Here is a 25,084-nt window from a genome sequence, read left to right on the forward strand (position 1 = left end):
CTGTTTCACGATCCGCGGACTAAACGTCAATTCAATACCGAACCGAGGATCTGAACGAACTTCTGAACGTCGCCAAAACTATTGTACAGCGGAACAGGTGCGACCCTGATCACATCCGGTTCGCGCCAATCCGCCACCACGCCGTGGGCCGCAATTGCCGAATAAAGACCTTTGTCGGCATTCTTGACGCGAATCGATAATTGGCACCCGCGCTGATCGGGATCGCCGGGAGTTATCACTGATATCCGTCCGTCATCGACCGCCGCTAACAATTGTTCCAGATACGCCGTCAACTTGATCGACTTTTCTCGCAATGCGAACATCCCGGCTTCGGCAAATATCTCTAATGACGCTCTCAACGCCGCCATTTGCAGGATCGGCGGATTTGAGATCTGCCAACCTTCGGCCCCGGATATCGGGTCGAACGTCGGACCCATCAAGAATCTCGTTCCCTTATTGTGTCCCCACCAACCCGCCAATCTAGGTAGTTCAGGGCAATCTGCGTGCCGTTCGTGGACGAATGCCGCTCCGATCGCGCCCGGGCCGCCATTGAGATATTTGTACGAGCACCAGACGGCGAGATCTACGCCCCAATCGTGAAGTTTTAGCTCGAGATTGCCGGCCGCGTGCGCGAGATCAAATCCGACAAGTGCTCCGGCGGCGTGCCCGGCGGCGGTAATTTCCCGCATTTCAAATGCCTGGCCTGTGTAATAATTCACACCGCCGAGCATTATCAACGCGATCGTCGCCCCCTCCCGCTCGATCGTGTCTATGATGTCCTCAGTTCTCAGCGTCGTTTCACCGTCGCGAGGCCCGAGTTCGATCAATGCCGATTCGGGGTCGAATCCGTGCAGTTTGATCTGGGCTTCGACGGCGTAGCGATCGGACGGAAAAGAACCTTTTTCGATAAGAACCTTGAATCGATCGCCGCTCGGACGATAGAACGAGATCATTAAAATATGAAGATTGACGGTCAACGAATTCATCACGACCGTCTCGATCGGCTTTGCACCGACGACATTGGCCATTTGGGCCGTCAAGAACTCGTGATAGGGCATCCACGGATGTCTCGCCTTGACGTGGCCTTCGACACCGAGCAACTCCCAATCTTTTAACTCCTGTTCGATATACCCGCGAACACTCTTTGGCTGTAAACCAAGTGAGTTGCCTGTGAAATAGATGACATTTTCGCCGGACGAACTCCTCGGAATATGAAACTGATCTCGGAAACCCGCAAGTCCATCAGCCTCGTCCAAACGTGCCGCGACTGCCGGATTCATACTTTCTGTCATTTTGACCACTCTGTTGAATTTAGTCCAAACACGATCATTTGGAAAGCATAATAACGATCAATATGAACAACAAACAAAAACTCTGGCTGAACTTATGCTGTCCTTTGACGGATCTTACCTATTTAACAAATCCAATGATCTCGCTCAACACCCTTTCCGGCATTTCCTCTTGCGGAACGTGACCGCATTCCTCAAACACCACCAATTTCGACCCGCCGATCAATTCATTGAGCTTTCGGCCCGCCTCGAGTGGGATCAATTCGTCCTCAGCACCCCATATTATCAGAGTGGGAACCTTGATAGAGTCAATTCTATCCTCGACCGGAAGGAGTTCGAATTGAGCTCTGGCTCGGGTAGCCGACAGTTGCCCGCCCTGCGTTTTCAAAGGTTGATAATACGCAGCCACCCTTTCGTCGGAGATCTTTGAGTCATCGTAAAAGCTTTTTTCGAGCCCTGCCCGAACAAGCGAGTCAGATGTCAACGCCAAAGCCGTCAGCAGGCGGCCAACGACCGGAAGTTGTAAATACCACGGAGCAAGACTCGTCCGGCCCGCGACCTTGATGCCGGCACTGTCGATCAGTACCAACCCCGATACCATTTCAGGATGATCGACGGCGACATTCAAGGCAGTTTCGCCGCCCATAGAATTGCCGACCAACCACGCTCTTTCCACGTTAAGCCCGCGTAAGAACCGCGCGACCAGTTCGCCCTGTGCTCGCCTCGAATAGTCTCCATCGGGCTTCGCCGAAAAACCAAAACCCTTGAGATCGATGGCGATGACGCGATATCGCTTTGCGAGTTCGTCAAACTCATCCTTCCAGGTGTACGTAGATGAAGTATATCCGTGGATCAAAACCACGGGCGTTCCTTCGCCTTTATCCAAATAGTGGATCCGAAGGCCGTCGACATCGGCAAACTTGCTGTATTGCGAGTGTGGTACGGACGCTTTTTGTTGATCAAAAACGACATCGGCCGGACGCGCAAACCAAAATACTGACAGTGCAGCGACAGTAAGAATGATCAAAGCTAAACAAATTTTTAAGACTACTCTCAGCATATCTTGAGATCGGACCTACTTAACTGTCCTAATTATCGCCTCCGCCGCGGCGATGTCGGCGGGTGTGTTAAGGTTGGAAAAAAATCGCTCGGAGCCCGGCAGATCCGCGATCTCGTCGAATTCGACCCATCGGGTGTCGATCCGACGAAGCATATTCTGCACGCTCCGGTCCGATCTTTCGATGGCCTCCAGACAGGCATCAATACATACTTCGACCCGGTAAAGGCCGCATAACGGTTGCACAAATCCACCGCGGTCGCGGGGGATGACCGCAGCGTGAACATCATCACACTTGGATGCCAACTTCTCGAACAGTCCTCGGGTCAGGAACGGCATATCGCAGGCAGCAACTGCTATCCAATTTGACCGGGCGTGCTTCAACGATGAATATAGACCTGAAAGCGAACTGCGATCACTGCCTATACCGACCACGTCAGGGATCCGCTTTACGCCGGACAGTTCGCCTTCGCCGCCCGCAATATATACATTCTCGGCGACAGCCGAAAGCGCGTTGATGATCCGGTCGACCACCGCGACGCCGTCCAGAGTCAGCGATGCTTTATCAAAGCCCATTCGGCTCGAATTACCACCCGCCAAGATAAACGCATCGATCGACATCCCGTCCTCCTAAGGTATCGGCTGAGGCCGCCGTTCACCATAATTATCTTTTTTCCGACCTTATGATTCAAATCATATTTTTTTGCTAAAGAATAGACAAATATGATTATGATACAAATCTTGACTGGAGGAACAATGGAAAATATTACTACCCGGACCGTTCGTGAGATCGCCTTGGAGTCCCCGGCAACGACTAGGGTCTTCGAATCGTACAAAATTGATTATTGCTGCGGCGGCCGCAAGAATTTTATTGATGCGTGCGAACTTGCCGGAGCGGACCCAGCATCCGTGCAGAAGGATCTCGAAACGGTATTGGCGGCAAAGTCTGTCGACGACTCGCAGCACGTCGAAATGACATTGACCGATTCGATCAACCACATCGTGGATACACATCACCGATTTACTTACGACGAACTCGATCGTCTGCAACCGCTGATGGAAAAGGTCAATAGTGTCCACGGCGACGTTCACCCGGAACTCGCAAAGATGTCCGAGCTGCTCGAAGCCATCCGCAGCGACCTATTGCCGCATATGTACAAGGAAGAGCAGGTTCTTTTTCCGTACATAAAGGACCTCGAATACGCGATGCTTCGCGGAAATATGCCGCGTCTTCCGCCATTTGGCACGGTTCAACATCCGATCCGGATGATGATGACCGAGCACGAGACGGTCGGTGAGCTTTTGTCCGAGATGCGTTCGGTGTCCGGCGACTTTGCGGTTCCCGTCGGAGCGTGCCCGAGCTACCAAGGGCTCTTGAGCAGACTCGAGGGACTTGAACGCGACCTACATCAACACATCCATTTAGAAAATAATATTCTATTTCCGAAAGCGGCGGAGTTAGAAGTGGAGGCATTTCGATCTCACTGAGTTTCGAATATTCGCTAAAGATGCCCGACAGCGTACCATTGCGGCCAGTCATAAAGATCAACCGAAAGCAGATCGCGGTGCCGCCGGAACACGGTTCGTGGGGATTCTTATTTGAGCCGATCGTCGCATCACTGGCGATCGGCTTTTCACTGCCTGGCGCATTGATCGCCTTGATGACGATCGGGGCGTTCCTTGCGCGGCAACCGCTAAAAGTGCTGATAATAGATCGCACGGGTCAGCGAAACGCCGAAAGGGCTAGGGTCGCGATCCAATTTATAGCTTTATTCGGCACGATCGCGACAGTCGGATTTGCCGGAGCCATCTATCTCGCGGGCATTTTGCCATTTGTCCCTTTTTTGCTTGTACTGCCGCTTGCCTGCATCCAGATATATTTTGATGGTTCGCGAAAGAGCCGCGGATTGCTACCCGAACTTTTCGGATCCGTTACTATCTCATCCTCGTCAGCGGCAATATTATTGGCGGGCGGATTTGGCTGGCCCGCGGCACTGTCGCTCTGGCTGGTGATGCTTTTGCGATTGATCCCGTCGATAATGTATGTACGAAATCGGCTAAAACTCGAAAAGGGCAAGCCATTTTCGCGCCTCGCGGTCCTGCTAGCGCATTCTGCAGCGGTCATTATCGCAGCGGTTTTGGCGTATACTAACGGCACGTCGATCCTGGTCGCTTTGGTAATGATATTCTTGCTATATCGGGCGGCGAACGGACTGTCCCCAAACCGTAGGAAGTTGAAAGCGATGAAGATCGGCATTCTCGAGGTCGTTTACGGTGTGGTGACTGTCCTCGCGATCATTATCGGATATTACTCCGGTATTTGAGCGTATTACCGATATCCTCTGTCGACCGCCGATTACTCATAATATGCATAACGTAGACATTGACCTTGTCGAGATGTCGCTGGACGTCATCAAGTTTGCCATTGGACGCATTTCTGATACAGACCCTAAATTGGGTTTCCCGAAGACGGCTGCCGAACTTCGGTCATTAGTCGGTGAAACGATAACACCGGCCGGAATCGGTGGTGAAAAGGCGTTCGAACTGTTTCGTGACGTACTTATAAAGGCAAGTATTCCGATCGACCATCCGCGCCATTTGGCGTTTGTCCCAGCCTCGCCAACTCGTTCCGCCGTATTATTTGATCTTGTGACCTCGGCAGCGAGTGTGCACGGCGCCTATTGGCTCGAAGGTGCGGGATGCATATTTGCGGAAAATCAGGCAATGGAATGGCTCGTCAAGCTCACCGGAATGCCGGAGCCTGCCTTCGGAGTTTTCACCAGCGGCGGAACTGCGGCAAATCTCTCCGCGATGGTCGCTGCCCGTGAACATTGGCGTAGTGTCGATCCGTCAAAAGCTCGGTCACGCGGCATAGTCATCACCTCAAATGGTGCCCACTCATCGGTCAGTGCGATGGCCAAGGTTATCGACGCCGATGTGCTAATGGTCGAAACTGAGGACCGCCTCGACGGATCTCATCTGGAGACCGCTCTCAATAATATGTCGCCGATCGACCGCGAACGCATCTTTGCTATCATCGCGACCGCCGGCACGACCAACTCAGGGATCATCGACGATCTCGCCGGCATTGCGGACGTATGCGGCAAATTTGGACTATGGTTTCACGTTGACGCCGCGTACGGCGGTGCCGCGATGGCAGTCAAGTCGGTCCGGCCTCTTTTTAATGGTATTGAAAGAGCAGACAGTGTCACGATCGATCCGCACAAATGGCTGTTTTCGCCGTATGATTGTGGCGCCGTCCTTTACCGCGATCCGGCACTTGCCAAACGGGCCCACTCACAGGAAGGCTCGTATTTGGATATTTTCAGTGATGATGGTTACCGCGGGTTCAACCCATCTGATTATCAAATACAGTTGACCCGTCGCGTTCGCGGTTTGCCGCTCTGGTTCTCACTGGCGATGCACGGCACTGACCGGTACGAACAGGCGATCAGCCGGGGGATCGAACTGGCCCAGATCGCCGGACGGATGATCGTGGACGCAGAACACACCGAGTTGGTTCGTGAGCCCGCACTTTCGTGCGTTTTGTATCGGCGAAAAGGTTGGTCAGCGGACGACTATCGTGATTGGACCATTCGAAATCATAAAGCCGGCTTTGCGCTTGTTGCTCCTACCAAATGGCGCAACCCCGCAGGCGTCGAAACTGTTTCGAGGTTTTGCTTTATCAATCCTGACACGACGGAAAAGGATATTGCGGACATCCTGGATTCGATGAAATAAACGGATCAGACAAAGCGGTCACTTTCCAGTCCGAGCCAACTAAGTGCAGTTCCGCTGAATAGCTCTGCTTTAGTCGCATCGTCATACGGCATTGATCCGATCAATTTCCCGGGTTCGAGTTCGCCGAGCGGAAATGGATAATCGGTTCCAAGAGCGATCCGGCCGGAGCCAACAAGATCAACGAGATATTCAAGCGTTGCCGCGTCGTGGACCAGCGAGTCAAAGTACAGATTGCTCAAATATTTTCGCGGACCGTGTGGATTGTCCGGGAATAGATCCGGTCGGACGTTAATGCCGTGTTCTATACGGCCGATCGTTGCCGGAAATGCACCGCCGCCGTGAGCAAAGCAAATTCGTAAATTCGGAAGGCGTTCGAGCACGCCTGAAAAGATCAGCGAACAGATCGCACGCGAAACCTCCGCCGGCATTCCGACTAGCCACGGCAGCCAATATTTCTGCATATCGGCCTCGCCCGCCATATCCCAGGGATGCACAAAGATCGCCATTCCCAGACGGTCACACGCGGCAAATATCTCAAAGAATTGCGGTTCGCTTAGGTTTAATTGATTGACGTTCGTACCGATCTGCACTCCCGCCAACCCGATCTGCTTGCATCGTTCGAGTTCACGGATCGCAAGTTCCGTATCCTGCATTGGCAACGTCCCAAGCCCAACAAATCGCATTGGATACTTGCCGACGATCTCGGCAATGTGGTCATTCAGAAACCTGGCGATCTCCGCCCCGTCCGCCGGCTTTGCCCAATAGCTAAACATTACGGGTACGGTCGAAAGCACCTGAACCGTCACGCCCGATGCGTCGCATTCCTCGATCCGCTTTTCGGCTGACCAGCAATTTTCCCCAACATCTCGAAAAGCCTTACCGTCATCCCGCACCATCGTTGCGCAGCACGGTTTATAATGATCGAGCGAAATAAAACCGCCATAGCCAAACTTACCTTTCCACGCCGGAATGTCGCGAGGCAAGATATGTGTGTGAACGTCTATCTTGAGCATAAAGTCAGAACCGCCTGCGTAAGCGCTCGGCATCCGAACTCTAACGAGGACGATTTTCGATTTGAAGAGTCCCTGCTGACGATGAAGCTTTCGAATCGAAACCTTTTTTTTCAGAGCTGAACGTCGCTTGTTCCTCCGAAATCTGCTTTGCCTTCATCAAGGCCAAGCAAAGTTCGCGCAACCGATCAACGGTTTTCAACCGCCTAAGAATCGCGGCTTCCGACATGTCAACTTTCTTCATTTTCCAACCTCTCAATATCTGCAATATCTTGTGGCCGACCTGCGAGCTTTTTCATTTTTATGAGGCCATCCCGCGAAACTACTGTCAATTCCTTACCGGCAAAAGCGACCCGTTCCCTAGTTATCCAAACGTCCTCGACAAAATGAGTTACCAGTAGCAGATCGAGCGAGAGAACTTCACCCTCATCGTCAATCTTTGAAATTCGTCGAATCTCAACGGCTCTTTCCTTAAACGAAATATCGAGGCCCCGGATGTCATAACCGCTCTCTTTTCCAACTTTGTAGGCTTGTTCCAAAGACTCCGGCAGGATGAGCACATCAATGTCGAGCGTAGCACGTGCAAACCCGTGTACAGCCATCGCCAATCCCCCGCAGACAGCGTATTCGATTCCTTCACGCTCCAACGTGATAACCAGTTGATTCAATTCATCGACAAGTGTGGCCATTTGTTGCCTATTGTAACTTGGTTTTTTCTCTTAACATATCGACGCCGGACGTAAGGACTTCTTTCATAGCCGCCAATTCACCCGTTGACCATTCCGGTTCGAGGTATTCGTCTTCCGGCGACATCGCTGTCTAGCCGATACCACTGAATAAAATGCTCCCCGGTCATTGCTCATTCACTCACGATTGGCGGGCGGTTCCATCACCGTACCGCAATCTTTGCAGGTTCGTAGATCTTCGGAGCTGTAAAATTTCCCATAAACGCCCTGAAATTGCGTCGTGATGTCGTCAAGCTGAAAGTACTCTTCGTAGAGTTTTTCGTTGCAGTTCTCGCAGAACCACATCAGGCCGTCGAGTTCGCCCGTTTGGCGTTTTCGTTCGATAACGAGACCGACGGTATTCTCGCCACGAATCGGATTGTGCGGAATGCGAGGCGGGAGCAGAAACATCTCGCCCTCGCGAATTGCAACCTCGACCGCCTTGCCGTCTTCCTGGATTTGAACTTTTATATCGCCTTCAAGTTGGTAAAAAAGCTCTTCGCCCTCATCCCAATGATAGTCCTTGCGCGAGTTCGGCCCACCGACGACCATCACGATAAAATCGCCGTCATCGTAAACGCATTGATTACCGACCGGCGGCCGCAGCAATTGCCGATGCTCGTCGATCCACTGTTTGAAATTGAAGGGGAGTCGAATACCCATATGATTAAACTATGATCAATTAGTCGGATTCCAAACGATTTTACCTGATACGTCGACGTATCCCCATTTTGTTTCGTCATATGGAACGTTGCCGTCTTGAAATGAAAATTGTGCTAATCCATTCCGGAAACGATCAGCCCCGCCAAATTGAATTGGAATCACTACTTTTCCAGTTCTGTCGATGTAGCCCTTTTTACTATCTAGGCTAACCAACGCTCGGCCTTCGTAAAAATTGTCTGCGGTTTCAAATTGCGCCTCAATGACCGTTTTTCCATTCTTGTCTATGAAACCGTATTTTCCGCTTTCAAATGCAACAGGCGCTATGCCCTCCGAGAATTGACCGGCTTGTTTGAATTGGGCCGGAATGACGATCTCGCCCGATGCGTTAACGTAGCCCAACCGGTTATCGGACCAGATCGTGGCGTAACCTTCGTGAAATTCTCCAATGTCGCTTCCTCGCGGTGGAATAACAAATTCCCCTCGATTACTAATAAAACCCTGTTCCTTCCCGACCCAAACTTTGGCAAGCCCCTCGGAGAATGCCTGACCCGCGAAAAAGGTAGAAAGAGGAAATGCCATTACACCGTCTTTTTTTATGAATATGGACCTTGACCTTCGAAATTGATAGCCCAAAAAGCCCAAGCCATCGACACCCACAATTGCAAATCCTTCTGAAAAAGGCTTGGCGAAGTCAAACTTCGGTTCGATCGCGAAATCAGCAAGGGAATTCAAGTAGCCAAACTTCCCATCTACGCGAACGACAGCCATTCCGTCCCTAAATTCATCGGCGAAGTCGAATTGTGGTTCAATTACAATCTCCCCTTTTTGGTTGGCATATCCAAACAGCTTGCCCGATTGGATCAGTAGTAACCCATTGGCGTCACACCGAATATCGTCGAACTTAGCCTCGATCGCTATGTCTCCGTCGCTATCTATACACCCTGCTTTACCGTTCGTTTTTATCCAGAAGAGTTTCCTGATGCTTACTTCGTCCGTAACTCCCGATCCGTGTTTTACTAGTTTAAGAGTCGTATCACCTGATGTTTTGCCACAACCTATAAAACAAGTTGCCATCAGGATCAGAAAAAACAGATGAATCAATAACGTTAGCCGCCGCATATTCACTTCGACCCGTTGCATTCTCTAACGCCCCACTATCTTTTTAACCGTCCGCCAATTTCTTGCCGTCGTCGCGACCTTTAGCTTTTTGTCGATAAAGCCCTTGCCGACTGCACTGTCGAGGATGCTGATCTTCAATAGACAGTATATATGCCGGCCGGAAAAGGCGAATTGTTCGTTGTCGGTGGCTTGAGTTAAGCAGAGACTTTTTTGATCATCAGAAAGCTCTTCGTTGAGAAAGAATAGATGAAGGTCTTTGTCGCTCTCAAACTGTCCCTCAAACGGGTTACCGGCGATCAACTCGTCGATCTCCGCATTTGAGCGAACCATCACGGAAATATCGAACCCGAAATCCCGGGTGATAGCGTCGTGTATAGCTGTCGCCAATTTGCCGTCATCGGTCCTCGTTGTGTCAAAAGCGAGGTTGCCGCTGTTAATATAGCTATTAACATTTTCAAAACCGATCCCTGCGAACGTCCCCCGCAGAGTCTCCATCTTGATCATATTGTTGCCGCCGACGTTGATGCCGCGGAGCAAGGCAATATATCTCATTTGTTACCGTTTGTCTTCATTCGTTCTGTTTGGGACTTTGCCAGAAATTCAATTTGTAACTCTCGCAAAGTCCCAAAGTTTTAAAATAAGAAATGACTCAACTACGCATTTTTCATATCGATGACAAAACGATACCGCACATCCGACTTTATGGTTCGGTCGTACGCCGCTTCGATATAGTCGGGCTTGATCACTTCGACATCCGACGTAATGCCGTGATCGGCGCAGAAATCCAGCATCTCCTGCGTTTCGGGAATGCCGCCGATCAGTGACCCTGCGAGAGTTTTGTTGCCGAAGATCAGTCCGAATGAGTGAATTACATTCGGACTTGGCGGCACGCCGACCACGACCATTGCTCCGCGAATGCCGAGCAGATTGATGTAGGTATTGACATCATGGTCCGCCGAAACAGTATCGAGGATAAAGTTGAATGTACCGGTAAGCGGCGCAAGATTGGCCGGATCAGTCGTCACGACAAAGTTATGAGCACCCAAGGCCTTAGCGTCGGCTTCTTTCGATGGCGATGTGCTAAACACCGTAACATTGGCGCCCATTGCGACCGCGATCTTCACGCCCATATGGCCGAGTCCGCCGAGACCGACGACGCCCACATTTTGTCCCGGTCCGACTCCAAAACGCCGCAGCGGCGAGTAGGTCGTAATACCGGCACACATTAGCGGAGCAACTCCCGCAAGATCGCCTTCGGCTTTAACCTTGAGCGCGTAGTTTTCGTCAACCACGTAATTGTTCGAATATCCGCCGTAGGTCGGAGTCACGCGATCCATATACGTACCGCTGTAAGTATATGCGGCGCCTTTGTAACAGAACTGTTGAAATCCATCCTTGCACGGTGAGCATTCGCGGCATGAATCAACAAAGCAACCGATTCCGGCAACATCACCGACCTTAAACTTTGTAACCGTTTCGCCAACTTGCGACACACGCCCGACGATCTCGTGGCCAGGCACGACCGGATAAACGGTCGGCATCATAGCTTCCCACTCGTTTTTTGCTGTGTGAATATCCGAGTGGCAAATGCCCGCGTACTCGATATCGATCAGAATGTCATTTGGGCCAACTTCGCGGCGTTCGAATTCGAACGGAACGAACTTGGCGTCCTTATCATATGTTGCGTAACCTTTTGTTTGTATCATTTATTCCCCTTGTATTAATTATTCAATTGTTGCGATCACCTTTAGCTCGATAGCGATAGGCGTCGGAAGCTTGGTTATCTCTACCGTCGTTCGGCACGGCCGATTCTCCGCAAAATACTCTGCGTAAATGCGGTTATACGTTGCGAAATCATCCTTCATATTCGTCAAAAACACGGTCACATCGACGATCTTGTCCCACGACGAGCCAGCGTCCTCAACGATAAATCGAACATTCTGAAACACCGACCGGCACTGAGTTTCGATGTCGTACGAGATGATCTCGCCCGCGTCATTAAGCTCAACGCCGGGTATGGTCTTGGTTCCCCGCTCACGCGGGCCAACACCGGACAGGAAAAGCAAATTACCCACGCGTCGGGCGTGCGGGTACAAACCGACCGGTTCCGGTGCCTTGCCTGAGTTAACGATGTTCTCGATCATTGCCTTATATTTTATCAGATGTTGCACACTTGGCGTATACGGTCGCCGATCTCAGGGCAGTTAGGCAAATAAACATCTGTTTTTATTCCAAAGGCGAATAAGTATATGTAAGATTAGTAATCGTAACTTTATGCAGAGATTTTATACGAGAGCGAGCGTCACTTTGTTGGTTTTATTATCGGTTTCATCAATGGCCGCCGCGGCCGATCAGACCGCCGTCTTTGCCGGTGGCTGCTTCTGGGGTGTTGAGGCAGTTTTCGAGCACGTAAAGGGCGTCAAGAGTGTCGTCTCCGGCTACACCGGCGGATCCAGGTCAACTGCTAACTATGAGGAGGTCTCCGGCGGCGAAACCGATCACGCCGAGTCGGTCAAGATCCTTTTCGATCCCGCACAAGTCAGTTTTCAGCAATTACTTTTTGTTTTTTTCAGCGTTGCCCACGACCCCACGCAATTTAATATGCAAGGCCCCGATCACGGCCGCCAATACCGTTCCGCGATATTCTACACCGACGAAACTCAGCGGAAGGCCGCACTCGACTTTATAAAGGCCGTCGATGCGTCAAAAGCTTTGACGAGTGCGGTCGTGACCGAGGTCGTTCCGCTCAAAGCGTTTTACAACGCCGAGGAATACCATCAAAACTTTATGAGAAAGAACCCGAACGACCCGTATATTATCGTAAACGACAAACCGAAGGTCGACGCCCTAAAACAGAAGTTCCCGGACTTATATACCAATCAAAAATAGGGCCAGGACTACACGCGGACTATACCGCCGCAATTCCATTTGACCCTATTAGATGACGTACTTAGATAAGTCCGCTACTTTGATTTTTCCGCCCACACCTGCACCAAGTGCACCAGAGTCTCGGTTGATTTCTCCAATCCGTTCCGCGAGTTGAATTCTAATTTCCCGTGAAAATTGTGGCCGCCGGTAAACAGATTCGGCGTCGGAAGCCCGCGTGTCGTCAAACGCGAACCATCGGTGCCGCCGCGTATCGGACGAAGTTCGGCCTTGATCCCGGCACGCTTTGCCGCCTCGATGGCATAGTCCGTGAGTTGCGGATAGTCTTTTAGAACTTCCTTCATATTCAGATAGCCGAGCTCACTCTTGTAATCGATCTTAACATTCGGAAATTTTGCCTGAGTTCGGGAAATCACCGAACGCACGGCTTCCTCTTGTTTTGCCAGCCCATTGATGTCAAAGTTTCGCAGCAATATTTTGATGGTCGATGTCTCCTCACTCATCGTCGCGGAATACGGATGGACAAATCCCTCACGGCCCTCGGTCGTCTCAGGACGGTGCGCCACCATATCCGGGAAATTTGCCAGAAAGTCTCCGGCGGCATACGCCGAATTTATCAGGATCCCTTTAGCGGTTCCCGGATGAGTCGATTTGCCGTGAAACGTAACGGTCGCCGTTCGTGCCGACCACGTCTCGTTTGAGATATCGCCGAGTTGTTCGCCATCGACCGTGTAGGCAAATTTTGCACCCCAGCCTTTGATGTCAAATTGATCCATCGGCCCGCCTACCTCTTCGTCAGGTGTAAATGCAATAGCAATGTCGCCGTGCTTGATCGATGGATTCTGTTTGAGCGTATCGATCATCGTCATTAGCTCGGCACATCCCGCTTTGTCATCGCTGCCCAACAGAGTCGTGCCGTCCGCCGTAATGATGTCATCGCCGATCAGATTCTTGAGATCGGGGTTTTGTTCTACCGTAATGATCTGGGTTTTATCGGCGGGTAAGACAATATCGCCGCCCTGATAATTTTTATGAATGATCGGGTTAACATTTGCGCCGGAAACCGACGGCGAAGTATCCACGTGCGCGATAAAGCCGATCGTCGGCACAGCTTTATTATCGGCCAGATTGCCTGTTACCAAACCGTAAACTATGCCTTCACTGCTAATACGTACATTCTGGACACCAAGATCTTTCAATTCTTTTGCCAGTAAATTCGAAAGATCGAGCTGCTTTTTGGTGCTCGGTGACGCCGGTTGGTCCTCTGCAGATTGAGTGTCGATCTTCACATAGCGAAGAAACCGCGACATTGTTGATTCGGCCGGCGGCTTCTGCTGGGCAAACGCCTGAATTGAAAACAATAATGCGAAAAGTACAAATGCGATCTTTTTCATAATCTATTTTACGCGTCAAATGCGTTTAGGTTTAGTTTGTTGCCGAAAACTGCTTTATCCGACAGATGTTGGCGTTGCAGCAATTAGAGCTATTATTGCACGCTGAAGGCCCCGAACCTGCCGCATATTTACGCAGGCAGATCAAACAGCCGAATACAGACATTCTTTTCTTCCGTAAAGAACTTTAGCGCCTCAAATCCGCCTTCGCGCCCTACGCCCGAGTCCTTGACGCCGCCGAACGGCGTTCGAAGATCTCGCAGCAGCCAGCAGTTGATCCAGACAATGCCGCTTTCCAAAGACGCCGCAAGGCGGTGAGCACGAGACAAATTTTCTGTCCAGACCGTTGCCGAAAGCCCGTAGCGAACGCTGTTAGCGAATGCCAAAACCTCGTCCTCAGTATCGAAGGGCATAATTGTCACCACAGGCCCGAATATCTCTTCCTGATTTGTCCGGCAGTCGTATGTGAGCCCTTCGATCACGGTCGGTTCGATAAACCACCCGCCGGCACATCGGCCGTCGCCTGCCACAGCCCGACCGCCCGTCAGCGCCGTCCCGCCTTCGGCCCGAGCCAGATCAATGTACGACATTATCTTGTCAAAGTGCGGTTTCGAGACGATCGCCCCGACCGATGTCTCGGCAAGTAGCGGGTCGCCGACCTTTAGAGCTTGCACCCGCTCGATAAAGTCTCTCTTGAATCGATCAAATATCGCCCGCTCGATAAATATCCGTGAACCGCACAGACAGATCTCGCCTTGATTTGAGAACGATGACCGGACTGTGGTTGCCAGCATTTCATCATAATTGCAATCGGCAAAAATTATATTCGGGTTCTTGCCTCCAAGCTCAAGCGAAAGTTTTTTGAACATCGGTGCGGCCACGCGTGCGATCTCTTCGCCCGTCTTGGTGCCGCCGGTGAACGAGATGGCCTTAACGTCCGAATGGGCAACTATTGCCGAACCGACTTTCGGCCCGAGGCCGTGTACGATATTCAGTACACCGGGCGGCAGACCTGCCTCGATACAGAGTTTTGACAATAAATAAGCGGTCATCGGCGTTACTTCCGATGGCTTAGCGACGACTGTGCATCCGGCGGCGATAGCCGGTGCGATCTTCCAGGTAAAGAGGTATAGCGGCAGATTCCAAGGGCTTATGCACCCAACAACGCCGAGCGGTTGCCGCAAAGTATAATTGACCGCACCTTGCCCGACACTCTCGTGCGATTCGCTTACAGTGTGCATCGCCGCCGTCGCATAAAACTTAAAATTGGCGATCGCACGCGGGATATCGACGTTGCGGGCAAGCGAAACGGGTTTCCCCTGATCGACAGATTCTGCCAAGGCCAATGATTCGAGATCACGTTCGATCAGGGCGGCCACCCGCATCAGAACGTCGTGTCTTTCCTCTGCCGATGTAGCAGACCATTTTGGGAAGGCCGCCGCGGCAGCATCGACCGCCGCCTGTACATCGAGTTCGTCCGAATCCGGTATCAATGAATAAACCGAACCGTTTGAAGGGTCGAAATTCTCCAGATATTTTCGCGACGCCGGTTCCGACATTTTCCCGCCAATATAGTTCTGCAGTTGCTCCATTCTAATCTCGCCGTTGAATGCAAAGTTTCTTCCAAATTTGAATGACTTAGGATATTCTACCAATGATAACGAAATAATTTGACCGTAAACCGATCGTTTTTACGCTCTATTGATTGAAGGCTATATTTTTTTCGTCTGAACCTTCGTATTCGGAGGCACAGCCGGCAGTCTGAACTTGATAAAACTATGACAAAAGTCTGTCCCCAATGCAGTTTACCAAATCCGCCGGAAGCCGCGTTTTGCCATAACTGCGCTTCACCTTTAAGTTCTCCGAGTGTCGGAACGCAGCAAGCTCAGTCTTGGCCGCAGAATCCCGTCGCAGCACCGGCGATGGCGGGCCAGGCATTTGTCGCTGCGTCACCGACCACCCAAAAGCCGCTGATCGCGATGTTGCTTTCAATCGGCGGACTGCTATGTTGCGGCCCGCTCCTTGGAGTTCCCGGGGCCATCCTCGGGTGGCTGGAATTACAAGCAATCAAGGACGGCCGCGCGTCTGCCGACGGCAAGATGATGTCGCAGGTGGGACTCTGGGTCGGTATCGGTGCCACCGTGATTCACATTGGTCTTTGGGCACTGTGGTTATTGTTTACTGCACTAGCAGGCGGCGGAGCCGGATTCTAATGGCTAACGATCAACAAGATCTAGCGGTCTGTCCTAACGGCCATCGTCAGCCCGCACAAGGCTCGCGGTTCTGTATCTATTGCGGTACGGCCATCGCGGCTCAGGCTCACGTTCCGCCGCTGCAACCGGGCGCCCCACAACCGAATATATACGGTGGCCAGGTTCCTCCGGCCAATTTCAACCCAGGTGTTCTGCCGCCGCCTCAATTTGCGCCGCCATCTCCTAGTTGTCTCACTTGTGGCGGGGATGGCCGCGGATTAGCCGAAAAAACGATCATCTGCAAGGAATGCCACTGGCTTCGTCCGCTCGTTCCCGGCTATCGCATCGATAATTCGGCTTTTGCCTGGGCCGCAGATGCCAAGGCGATGGCCGCTCTGCGGGCAGCAAAGCCGCTGAATGCAGCCGCGAAAGCCGTGTCGGAGAAAGTCGGCCGTAAATGGATAGAGGTTTCTTTTAACGGAATACTGCTTGGTGAAAAGCAACTGCCGCGCGTTTTCGGCCAGGCAGTCCGCGCGGCCAGGATTCTGGGTATGTCCCATATGCCCGACATTTATCTATCGGGAGACAGACCGTGGGACTGCCTCACATTTGGCAGCGATAAAAATTCGTTTATTGTGATCGGTTCCGCCGTCGCCGGAAACTTTCAGGGTGTCGATATGCTCTATTTGCTGGCCCGCGAGATGGGGCATTGCAAGGCAGGGCACGCTCTGTGGAAGACGGTGATCCGATTCTTTCTCGGCGAACAAGGGCCGGCCCGAGGCTTTATGGCTGGCGGCATTTTTAACGCGATACTCAGTCCGTCAGCTCTAATTGGCGGTGCAATAGAAATGCCGCTGCTCGCATGGGCTCGTCAGGCTGAGATCACGGCGGATCGAGCGGGCCTGCTCGCTGTTGGTAACGAAGATGTCGCACGCCGTACCCTGCTGTCGTGGTCATTGAAATCTTCATTTATCTTTAAGCAGATAAATATCGAAACTTGGCTCGAACAACAGAAAGAGGACGATGGAGATATGTTACGACTCTCGGAACTCACGACAACGTCAACGCCCTATCTTGGGCCTCGTCTGAAACAGTTGAACCAATTCGCGACAAGTCCGGAGTTTCACCAGACCACCACTTGGATCAAACAGTTGCTGACTCAAAATGCGCCCCCTAAGCCGACGGCGGCCGCAACTCCGGGAGCAACTACGGTCACTCACCCGGTCACTACACCGATGGCTACCCCGCCGGCCACTCCGCCGCCAGCGGCAAAAGAGCTTAAGATCAAATGCACTTCGTGCCAAGCTCCGTTGCGAGTGCCAATGTCTGCCTTTGCGGGCAAGCCGAAACTTTCCGTCAAATGCCCAAGCCCAACGTGCGGAAAGATCACCGTTGTTAAGAAGAAAACAAAGCCGGCAGAGCCCAATGCTCATCCGGCGCAAATAAGAGAGGAGAATCAAAACTATGGCGAATGAACAGACCCCGATCACAACAACAGAGGATGACGGAACAGAATTTGAGATCACGACACTACCGGGCGACGACAGCCCTCTGGCGGGCGAGATCGTGGAAGCACTGTTCGACGACGGCACAACGCCGACGGACGTCACATACGCAGATATAGACGGTGACGGGAAACTCGATGCCGGTGCGGCTGATACCGATGGTGACGGCCAACTAGACACCGTTGCGGGCGATACGGACGGCGATGGAAAGGTTGATGCGGTCGCTGTTGATACCGACGGGGACGGCAACTTGGACGTCATAGTTATGGATACGGATGGCGACGGCCTGGTTGATGCGGCCGGCGAAGACACTGATGGCGACGGCCAGATCGACGTTGTTATGCTCGACACCGATGGCGACGGTGAATTTGATGTCACTCAAACAGATCCTGATGGAGACGGTGATTTTGAGGTAGAGGCGGCCGAGGGTTTGCCAACGGACGAAGAGTTGTCGACAAATTCAGTCGAATTCACGGTCGGCGAAGACGGCTTTCCCGTGTCTGATGCCGACCCCGTTTATACGGCCGAGTCGGGCGAGGATCTTTCCGGAGATTACGCCGGAGGCACGACATACGACCAGGTCAGCGATCCGGTTTACACAGCTTCAGCGTCCGATCCGGTACCCGAGTCGGTTGAAGATCCGACAATAGCACAACAACAGGCACACGCTGATGCCGCCGGTGATGCACAGACACGCGCGGACGAATTTGTGGCCCAAGGTGATTATGCCGCTGCGGCGGAGGCCCGTGAAGTTGCCGAGAACGAGGCCTATGCCGCGGGCGACTCGTCGATGCTCGGTGCTTCTGATTCCGGTGATATGGAGAATGCGGCCTACAAGCAGGAATTGGCCGACGATTACCGTTCGCAACAGGCCGATCACATCGCCGCCGGCGATTACGAATCCGCTAAGGAAGATGCTCTTAATGTCGGCTACCAAACGGGCGACGCAGACTATTTGGCAGGTGGATCTGACCATACCGGTCAAGCGGATCAGGATGTGTCAAATCTCGACAACGCCGTTTACGATGAAAAAAATGCGGATTACTTTGCCGACAATGCCAATTGGTACGCCGAGCAAGGAAACGCCGATGCTGCCCAGAGCAGCCTCGAACATGCCGCAGAGCATCAAGATTCGGCCGACACGTATGCGGCGGCGGCGGATCCGGTTTCGCCTATGTACGATGTCGACCCATCGTCGGGCGTAGATGTCGGAGGCGGGTACGAGATGTCTTCGGTTGATACCGGATTTGATGCCGGCGTCGATATGTCCCCACCGGTAAGCTATGATTCCGGCACAGATGATGGAACTTTAAAGATGAACTCTAAATTGATATTCGCCGGCCCGACACTCTCGGGCCGGTTTTTTATTTGAGGATCCGTCCGTAGCGTTTCAGGATATCTTTGACCTTATCGATTGGCAGTGCCTCGACCGTTTGTCCACCACCGGTAACCGTTGTCGCCCTGAACAACGAATTTAAGATCGCTTCTTCGGTTGCCTCGATCACGGCTTGAAAGAGCGGCGACATCGCATCGTTACCGAGCACGCGCACATCACGAACATTCTGTGACCCATTTATTCGGTTTGCAGTCGAAAACGCTATTGCATAATCGCCGCTGCCGTTGGTCATTGACGAACCGGTTCGGCCCAGACCGACCATAGACCGCGATGCCAAACGCATAAGTTGACGATGATCAAGCGGAGCGTCCGTCGCGATCACGATAATGATCGAGCCATCGGCCGATTGCGGAACGTTAAATTTGGATCGTTGATCGTCCGAGCTGACAACTTCTTTCAGATAATATTTATCGAGCTCTTTCCCGACAGGAACGCCGTCGATCATCAGGACACCGCCGAAGTTGGACTGTACTAACACCCCGATCGTGTATCCCCCGATCGAGTTCGGCATCTTTCGCGATGAAGTTCCTATCCCGCCTTTCCATCCGAATGCGACAGTTCCCGTCCCGGCACCGACCGAGCCTTCTGCGACGTCTTCCGATTTGGCTGTTTTTATTGCCCCAAATACGTCTTCGCGTGTGATATGACGGCCCCGGATATCGTTCAGGCCTCCGTCATTGGTCTCGGCTACCAGCGGATTTATCGACCTCACCTGCTCATTTCCGGGCAGGGCAAGCATATAATCCAACAGAAAATCGGCCGTTCGCGGAACGGCCAGCGTCGAGGTGAGCAGGATAGGCGTTTCGATCTCGCCGAGTTCGTTGACTTGTGTCGAACCCGCCAATTTTCCAAAACCGTTTCCGACAAACACGGCTCCCGGCACCTTTTCGCGAAACATATTGCCCGAATGGGGCAATATGGCCGTTATACCCGTACGGACATTATCCCCACGAATTATAGTCGTTTGCCCGACCGTTACACCGACAACATCGGTGATCGCATTTTGCGGCCCGGTCGGCAAAATACCGATCTTGAGCCCTAGATCCCGTGTCCGCGGCTTTCGCGAATCCTGGCCAGATGCCGCGGCAAATGTCGCAGCCACGATAACGATGCAAAATACTTTCCTAATGACCATCATCAAACCTTTGCGAATGTCAGTCCCGTTTGGCCCTGATACTTGCCGCCGCGATCCTTATACGAAACGGCACAATCTTCGTCTGATTCAAAAAAAAGTATCTGCCCGATGCCTTCGTTAACATATACACGGAGCGGTAGATTGGCGAGATTTGCGATCTCAACGACCAGGCGGCCGGTCCAACCTGCTTCAAGTGGGGTCGTATTGACCAAAAGGCCTGCTCGCGCATATGTCGATTTGCCTAGGGCGACGCCCGTCACATTGCGCGGCATTCGAAATGTCTCGACAGTGACGCCGAGTCCGTAATGATGTCCCGGCAAGATGTAGTATTTCGAACCGTCATCGGCCGTCTGCATATCCGGTTCGATCAGGGAATATTGGTCGTCAAAGCGTTTCGGGTCTATCTCCTTTCCGTGGACCGAGGAGAAAATACGAAAACCGTCGTCCGCCAGACGCATATCGTATCCATAGCTCGACGCTCCGGCCGAGATGATCTTTCGTCCATCGATCTCGCGAACGAGTTCGGGCAGAAAAGGATCGATCATCTGATGTTCGTCGGCCATCCGGCGTAGCCAAATATCTGATTTGATGGTCATAATTTCAAATTGTAAAGGGTGCTGAACCTCCACAGTTTAGCACCCTTTACCCTCTAAATTCGAATACCGGCGATCTAATGGTCCATCAATTTCATCGTTCCGTCCCCAACGGTAAACTTGATCGGTATTCCGCCGTTCCCCGCCTTCGCAACAATCGACTTTTCGGTAAATTCGCCCTTTCGCACGCGTGGCTTGAGACCCGGAAAGAGATTCTCGATCTTGCCGGTCCTAAGGATCACAGCATCGATCTCGGCACTTATCGAGCTCGGCAAATGAACGGTCAGGTCGCCCTTTACCATCTGAAAATCAACCGAGCGACCGCGCCAACCGTTTGACGGAATCGTCAGATCGGCGGTTCCGGTGCCGATGGTCACAGTCGTGGTGCCGCCTTTGAGTTCGATCTTGGCGTTAGAATCGAGAAAATTTATTCTTAATGCTCCGTCGATCCCTGAGATGTTGAGATCGCCCTTGCCGCCGTCGATCTCGAGGTCGGAATAGCGAGGTACCGAGAGCGTATAATTGACTTGATAGGGCAAGTCCAATAGATTTTTGGGGAATTTTTTCCAAAGCTTTTTGTCTCCGACACGGTTCTGCGTTCCCACAGTGATCACGCCAAAGCGGCCCGTGCTTTCCTGCGTGATAAAATCCGTGACCGAGGCGAGCCTTGCCATATCCGCTTCGTTCATTGCCTGTACTTCGATCTCAGCCGTGATCTCGATCTCATTCTTTGACGAACCGACGATCGTTATCGATCCGTTTGGAGCACCGGCGATCGCGATCGTTCCGCCGGCACCGAAATCAAGCTTATCGGTCTTTGTCGTCGTCTTTTTGAGCAACTGCGGAGTCTGTGCGTGGACCGCTACGGCTAATGCGGACACGACTAGCAACAATGCAGCAAGCGTTTTTGATTTTGGCATTATATCTCCAGTGGAATATGGACAGAAGCTTGTCAGATAGTACCTGCAACACGGCTCGCGGGTCAATATCTATCGACGGATGAACCGGATCCCGCCCTGCTGATTGGTTACGGAAAGTGTGGCCGCACCCGAGCCGAAACGGCCTGCGACACGCCGGCCATCGCTCAGAAAGCTGATATTGCCGCCTGAAAAATCGCCCATCGAGATATTTCGCGTCGAGGGAGCCGTTGCAACAAATCTGAAATTCGAATTGGCCGGAATGCGAAGATTGATACTGCCCCGCATTGATGAAAAGCGATAATTACCGCCATCCTGGATCTCACCGTCAAAAAAGATATCGCCTGTGAGGTTTTCGGCCGAGACTGTATTGGCCCCGATATTGGTCAGTGTAATATCGCCCTCGCTCGAGATCTTGGCACGCACAAAACCGCTGCTGACGCTGCTGACATTTAAGTTACCGATACGGGTTTCGATATCGACCTGGGCGTAATACGGGACGCGGATCGTGAAATTGACGTTGCCCACCTCGGGCCGGCCCTGATTGTCTTTAACCAGGTTGACGACGATCGTTCCGCTCAGATTTTGCGGGACGATGTTTGCGGCCGGAGCCTCTAGTGTCGCCGAAATATTGATGTCGGAGCGATTCCACCCTTCGACCGTGACAGTCCCCGAGCGATTCATTAGCTGGAGCCTGACATTTTGTCCGGCCGGATATGTTTTGGAAAATTTCTTTTGCGCCGATGCCTGCCCCGTAAGCACAAAGAAAAAAACTACGCTCATCGAGAGAAGAATCGTAGTTTTTACCGCCTCGGCGGCTCTGATCGATATTTTTGATCCAGAGAACATCACCTAAAACTAAAGATCTGCAAAATCCCTTAGCAGACTCATCTTATCCGACATTACTGCGTCCAGCATTTCGACCGAAAGTTCATCTTCCGGATCTTGCTTCAATATCTGCATATACTGTGCAACTGACTCGTCGATCACTTTGAGGTTACGGTCAAATGCATCACGTGTCACGCGGTCCCATTGGACTCGACGAGCCTGCACCCGATCATTCCAATACGAGATCGCCGCCTGTTGCTCCTGGATCCGCCGTTCGCGTGACCGCTGCGGAGTATCCATCAGGCCGACCTTCGCCAGGACCTTTTCAAATGTTGACATCGTAGCGGCCGAGCGGGTCGTAAAATCGTCGCCCGACGGCTGTAAGTAATTGCGAATGCCGACCACCGTCAAAAGCGAACTTATGATCGCGATCCCAAGCACGGCTGACGCTAGTTGCGGCAGCGAGAGACGCCAAAATCGCCCCTTTGGCGGCTCGGGTTGTGTAGCCGTCGGAGGTTTGATCTCGCTCTCGATCGTGTTGCTGATCCGACACCACATCGCCTTGGCGTTTGAAGGCATTATGTCGTCTGACGTTTCCGCGGTGCAGGTAAAAAGGATGGCCGAGAGGTCTTCACAAACGACTGCGCAGTCGTTGCAAACGGCCAAATGCTCACGAACAAGTCCCGCCTGACTCTCGTCAAGCTCGTTGTCCAGAAAGGCACTCAGCAACTCTTTACAAACTTCGCAATTCACGTGTTATTGTTCGACTGCGGTTCAACCGCTCTTGTTTCGCCGCACAGGCAACAGAAATCCAAATCCCGCAAGTCCTGTTTAATAGATTATCCAACCACCCGATAAGTTGCCTTTTGCAACGAATATTTTCGCTCTAAACACCTTATTTTCCAGCCTATTGACACAAAAAACACGAACAAAAGATCATCTTGTTCGTGTTCCCATTGAATAGTGATTATTTAATCCTTCTGCTTGATCAGCAAACCCCGAAGTTTGAGTCTTGCCTTATGCAGTTGCGACTTGGATGTGCCGACCGAAATTCCCATGATCCGGCCAACCTCTTCGTGTTCAAATCCCTCGATATCGTGCAGAATAAAAACGCGTCGGTAACCGTTCGGAAGTTCGGCGATCGCGTTTTTTAGAGCGATCCGGTCCACTACCTGCATCTTGTTCGGGTTGGCGGATCCGGTGACTGTCTGTTCCGGCATCTCGCCGTCATCCGAGGTCCTTTCGTTCTTTACGCTGCGACGGCGAAAGTGCATCAGCACCTGATTGACTGTAAGACGATGGAGCCAAGTCGAAAACGCCGAATCACCGCGAAAACTGCCGATCTTGCGGAAAAGCTGGATAAAAACATCCTGCGTCAGATCCTCGGCCTCGGTCTGGTTGCTCGTCATCCGCAAGCAAAGGCTGTACGTACGCCGATGGTATTTTTGATAGAGCAACTCGAATGCGGCAATGTTGCCCGCCGTCGCCAAGCGGCAAAGTTCGATATCCGGCGTGTCCGCATCAAAATACGCGGTCTCGCTCACGGCCAATGCCGGAGCAATGGCTTGAGGATGTAGCGCCCCCTCAAACCCAAAGGCGAGTTCTTGTTCGATCGCCGCCGAGGCTATTTCCATAGTCGCACCTAAAAGATCGCTGCCAGATTGTAAAACTTCTTCTTGGGCTATGATGACCGACCTCCAACCACAGGTTGCTTACACTGCCAAAAAGTTTATAGATAAAATTGCAAAAGGTAAAGCAAAATTCTGCAGACATCGCATCGCCGATGCCCTGCCTAGTCGTCGTATTTTTGTGAAAGTGCCTCGAGAAACCGTTTGATCACAAGTGCTTCATTGTGTTCTTGGTCTCGCGCCGCATAGATCAATGTGAGCGGCCCTTCGCTGGCTCGCTTCAGAAGTATGTCTATCAGATCGCCCTTCTCTTCTAATTCCGTAAGATAGCTCTTTCGAAAGGCATCCCATTTTTCGGGTTCGTGACCGAACCATTTACGGAGTTCCGTGCTTGGGCCGATCTCCTTTAACCACAGATCGACGTGAGCTTTCTCCTTTGTAAGTCCGCGCGGCCACAAGCGATCGACGAGGATGCGGCTACCGTCATCGTCTGCCGGCGTTTCGTAAACCCTTTTGATCTTGATCTGCATATCCCCCAATTGCGGCTATCAAGCTGTGATCACGCTGAGAGACCTTAATTTATAAACACAATGATCGAGGCAGTGCGGCGGCAACACTCCCAATCTTGTACCTATCGGTAGCTCGTGTCAATAAAATCGATCGGTGATGTATATAAGGATCAGGACGGTCGCAAGCTGTTCTGTCCCGGGGGAATGGCCACAAAAAAAGAGCCGCACAAATAAGGCAGCTCTCGATATATGTTGTGGTCAACCTTTTAGCAGGTCGGACAACTTTTGAAAATGGCGGAGCCGACGGGACTCGAACCCGCGACCTCCAACGTGACAGGGCAGTGATCGACTTGTTAAAAGGGGGTTAACTATGCCTGTTTTCAGGCACTTAGCAAAACCAAGCAACTAGGTTTCGACTTAGTTGCTTTATTTATGCGGAGTGTTTTAGGTACGTTTTGAGGTACATTTTTCGCCTCCCTAAGGTGCACCAGCCGCCTCCT

27 protein-coding genes are annotated in these 25,084 nt (G+C 52.0%); 7 read left to right on the top strand and 20 right to left on the bottom strand.

Translation table 11 applies throughout. From position 1 onward, the window contains the following. Window positions 1–26 precede the first annotated feature (26 nt). The 3 genes from kynU to IPQ00_09655 form a co-directional block, all read right to left on the bottom strand. Window positions 27–1,292, bottom strand: coding sequence for a kynureninase (gene kynU, locus IPQ00_09645; GenBank protein MBL0240822.1), 1,266 nt, complete (start codon window positions 1,290–1,292; stop codon window positions 27–29). 118 nt (window positions 1,293–1,410) lie between these two features. Next, the gene (locus IPQ00_09650; protein MBL0240823.1) at window positions 1,411–2,349 is read right to left on the bottom strand and encodes an alpha/beta hydrolase; all 939 of its coding nucleotides are present in this window, start codon (window positions 2,347–2,349) and stop codon (window positions 1,411–1,413) included. A 15-nt stretch (window positions 2,350–2,364) separates the two neighbouring features. Further along, entirely contained in the window at window positions 2,365–2,967 is a 603-nt protein-coding gene (locus tag IPQ00_09655) for a molybdenum cofactor guanylyltransferase (GenBank protein MBL0240824.1), read from the bottom strand. A 135-nt stretch (window positions 2,968–3,102) separates the two neighbouring features. On the opposite strand from IPQ00_09655, the gene ric reads away from it, so the two are divergent. From ric to IPQ00_09670, 3 genes are read left to right on the top strand one after another with little or no spacing between them, the layout of a single operon-like run. Beyond that, entirely contained in the window at window positions 3,103–3,834 is a 732-nt protein-coding gene (ric, locus tag IPQ00_09660) for an iron-sulfur cluster repair di-iron protein (GenBank protein ID MBL0240825.1), read from the top strand. Between the two features lie 20 nt (window positions 3,835–3,854). Beyond that, on the top strand, window positions 3,855–4,670 hold the full coding sequence (locus tag IPQ00_09665; GenBank protein ID MBL0240826.1) for a YwiC-like family protein: 816 nt from the start codon (window positions 3,855–3,857) through the stop codon (window positions 4,668–4,670). 43 nt (window positions 4,671–4,713) lie between these two features. Then, window positions 4,714–6,087, top strand: a complete 1,374-nt coding sequence (locus IPQ00_09670; protein MBL0240827.1) for an aminotransferase class V-fold PLP-dependent enzyme — start codon at window positions 4,714–4,716, stop codon at window positions 6,085–6,087. 5 nt (window positions 6,088–6,092) lie between these two features. On the opposite strand, the gene IPQ00_09675 is transcribed toward IPQ00_09670, so the two are convergent. The 8 genes from IPQ00_09675 to IPQ00_09710 all read right to left on the bottom strand — a co-directional run bounded on the left by IPQ00_09675 (window position 6,093) and on the right by IPQ00_09710 (window position 11,748). Further along, window positions 6,093–7,100 (bottom strand): amidohydrolase, encoded by a 1,008-nt coding sequence (locus tag IPQ00_09675; protein ID MBL0240828.1) that lies wholly within the window; start codon window positions 7,098–7,100, stop codon window positions 6,093–6,095. Between the two features lie 40 nt (window positions 7,101–7,140). Further along, entirely contained in the window at window positions 7,141–7,341 is a 201-nt protein-coding gene (locus IPQ00_09680) for a hypothetical protein (protein ID MBL0240829.1), read from the bottom strand. Then, complete coding sequence (locus tag IPQ00_09685) at window positions 7,328–7,786, bottom strand: hypothetical protein (protein MBL0240830.1); 459 nt, start codon at window positions 7,784–7,786, stop codon at window positions 7,328–7,330. The genes IPQ00_09680 and IPQ00_09685 overlap by 14 nt, the downstream gene beginning before the upstream one ends. 174 nt (window positions 7,787–7,960) lie before the next feature. After that, window positions 7,961–8,485, bottom strand: coding sequence for a 3-hydroxyanthranilate 3,4-dioxygenase (locus tag IPQ00_09690; protein ID MBL0240831.1), 525 nt, complete (start codon window positions 8,483–8,485; stop codon window positions 7,961–7,963). A 15-nt stretch (window positions 8,486–8,500) separates the two neighbouring features. Then, window positions 8,501–9,625 (bottom strand): WG repeat-containing protein, encoded by a 1,125-nt coding sequence (locus IPQ00_09695; GenBank protein MBL0240832.1) that lies wholly within the window; start codon window positions 9,623–9,625, stop codon window positions 8,501–8,503. Between the two features lie 3 nt (window positions 9,626–9,628). Continuing rightward, window positions 9,629–10,156, bottom strand: coding sequence for a DUF1697 domain-containing protein (locus IPQ00_09700; protein ID MBL0240833.1), 528 nt, complete (start codon window positions 10,154–10,156; stop codon window positions 9,629–9,631). 101 nt (window positions 10,157–10,257) lie between these two features. After that, entirely contained in the window at window positions 10,258–11,310 is a 1,053-nt protein-coding gene (locus tag IPQ00_09705) for an NAD(P)-dependent alcohol dehydrogenase (protein MBL0240834.1), read from the bottom strand. An 18-nt stretch (window positions 11,311–11,328) separates the two neighbouring features. Next, window positions 11,329–11,748 carry a RidA family protein gene (locus tag IPQ00_09710; GenBank protein ID MBL0240835.1) on the bottom strand — a complete coding sequence of 140 codons (420 nt, stop codon included), beginning with the start codon at window positions 11,746–11,748 and terminating at the stop codon, window positions 11,329–11,331. Window positions 11,749–11,878: 130 nt separating this feature from the next. Between IPQ00_09710 and msrA the strand changes: the two genes are divergently transcribed. Beyond that, complete coding sequence (msrA, locus tag IPQ00_09715; protein ID MBL0240836.1) at window positions 11,879–12,493, top strand: peptide-methionine (S)-S-oxide reductase MsrA; 615 nt, start codon at window positions 11,879–11,881, stop codon at window positions 12,491–12,493. Between the two features lie 74 nt (window positions 12,494–12,567). On the opposite strand, the gene pepT is transcribed toward msrA, so the two are convergent. Next, window positions 12,568–13,800, bottom strand: coding sequence for a peptidase T (pepT, locus tag IPQ00_09720; GenBank protein MBL0240837.1), 1,233 nt, complete (start codon window positions 13,798–13,800; stop codon window positions 12,568–12,570). 212 nt (window positions 13,801–14,012) lie between these two features. Further along, entirely contained in the window at window positions 14,013–15,473 is a 1,461-nt protein-coding gene (locus IPQ00_09725; GenBank protein MBL0240838.1) for an aldehyde dehydrogenase, read from the bottom strand. A gap of 186 nt (window positions 15,474–15,659) precedes the next feature. Here IPQ00_09725 and IPQ00_09730 point away from each other — a divergent pair, with 186 nt between their 5' ends. The 3 genes from IPQ00_09730 to IPQ00_09740 are packed head-to-tail and all read left to right on the top strand — an operon-like array spanning window position 15,660 to window position 18,950. Continuing rightward, complete coding sequence (locus tag IPQ00_09730; GenBank protein ID MBL0240839.1) at window positions 15,660–16,094, top strand: hypothetical protein; 435 nt, start codon at window positions 15,660–15,662, stop codon at window positions 16,092–16,094. Next, complete coding sequence (locus IPQ00_09735; protein MBL0240840.1) at window positions 16,094–17,548, top strand: M48 family metallopeptidase; 1,455 nt, start codon at window positions 16,094–16,096, stop codon at window positions 17,546–17,548. The genes IPQ00_09730 and IPQ00_09735 overlap by 1 nt, the downstream gene beginning before the upstream one ends. Continuing rightward, the gene (locus IPQ00_09740; protein ID MBL0240841.1) at window positions 17,538–18,950 is read left to right on the top strand and encodes a hypothetical protein; all 1,413 of its coding nucleotides are present in this window, start codon (window positions 17,538–17,540) and stop codon (window positions 18,948–18,950) included. Before IPQ00_09735 ends, IPQ00_09740 begins: the two co-directional genes overlap by 11 nt. On the opposite strand, the gene IPQ00_09745 is transcribed toward IPQ00_09740, so the two are convergent. The 7 genes from IPQ00_09745 to IPQ00_09775 form a co-directional block, all read right to left on the bottom strand. Continuing rightward, a complete protein-coding gene (locus tag IPQ00_09745; GenBank protein MBL0240842.1) occupies window positions 18,943–20,112 on the bottom strand; it encodes a P1 family peptidase in 1,170 nt (389 codons plus the stop codon). The genes IPQ00_09740 and IPQ00_09745 overlap by 8 nt on opposite strands. Then, on the bottom strand, window positions 20,112–20,705 hold the full coding sequence (locus IPQ00_09750; GenBank protein ID MBL0240843.1) for a dCTP deaminase: 594 nt from the start codon (window positions 20,703–20,705) through the stop codon (window positions 20,112–20,114). Before IPQ00_09750 ends, IPQ00_09745 begins: the two co-directional genes overlap by 1 nt. Before the next feature lie 74 nt (window positions 20,706–20,779). After that, window positions 20,780–21,622 carry a hypothetical protein gene (locus IPQ00_09755; GenBank protein MBL0240844.1) on the bottom strand — a complete coding sequence of 281 codons (843 nt, stop codon included), beginning with the start codon at window positions 21,620–21,622 and terminating at the stop codon, window positions 20,780–20,782. 69 nt (window positions 21,623–21,691) lie between these two features. After that, window positions 21,692–22,402: a DUF4097 family beta strand repeat protein gene (locus tag IPQ00_09760; protein MBL0240845.1), complete on the bottom strand. Its 711-nt coding sequence runs from the start codon at window positions 22,400–22,402 to the stop codon at window positions 21,692–21,694. 75 nt (window positions 22,403–22,477) lie between these two features. After that, complete coding sequence (locus tag IPQ00_09765) at window positions 22,478–23,176, bottom strand: zf-HC2 domain-containing protein (protein ID MBL0240846.1); 699 nt, start codon at window positions 23,174–23,176, stop codon at window positions 22,478–22,480. A gap of 242 nt (window positions 23,177–23,418) precedes the next feature. Beyond that, on the bottom strand, window positions 23,419–24,081 hold the full coding sequence (locus IPQ00_09770) for an RNA polymerase sigma factor (GenBank protein ID MBL0240847.1): 663 nt from the start codon (window positions 24,079–24,081) through the stop codon (window positions 23,419–23,421). Between the two features lie 158 nt (window positions 24,082–24,239). After that, window positions 24,240–24,605, bottom strand: coding sequence for a DUF488 domain-containing protein (locus tag IPQ00_09775; GenBank protein ID MBL0240848.1), 366 nt, complete (start codon window positions 24,603–24,605; stop codon window positions 24,240–24,242). Between the last annotated feature and the right edge of the window lie 479 nt (window positions 24,606–25,084).

Origin of the sequence: Chloracidobacterium sp., from assembly GCA_016720705.1 — a bacterium.
Classification (GTDB): Bacteria; Acidobacteriota; Blastocatellia; order Pyrinomonadales; family Pyrinomonadaceae; genus OLB17.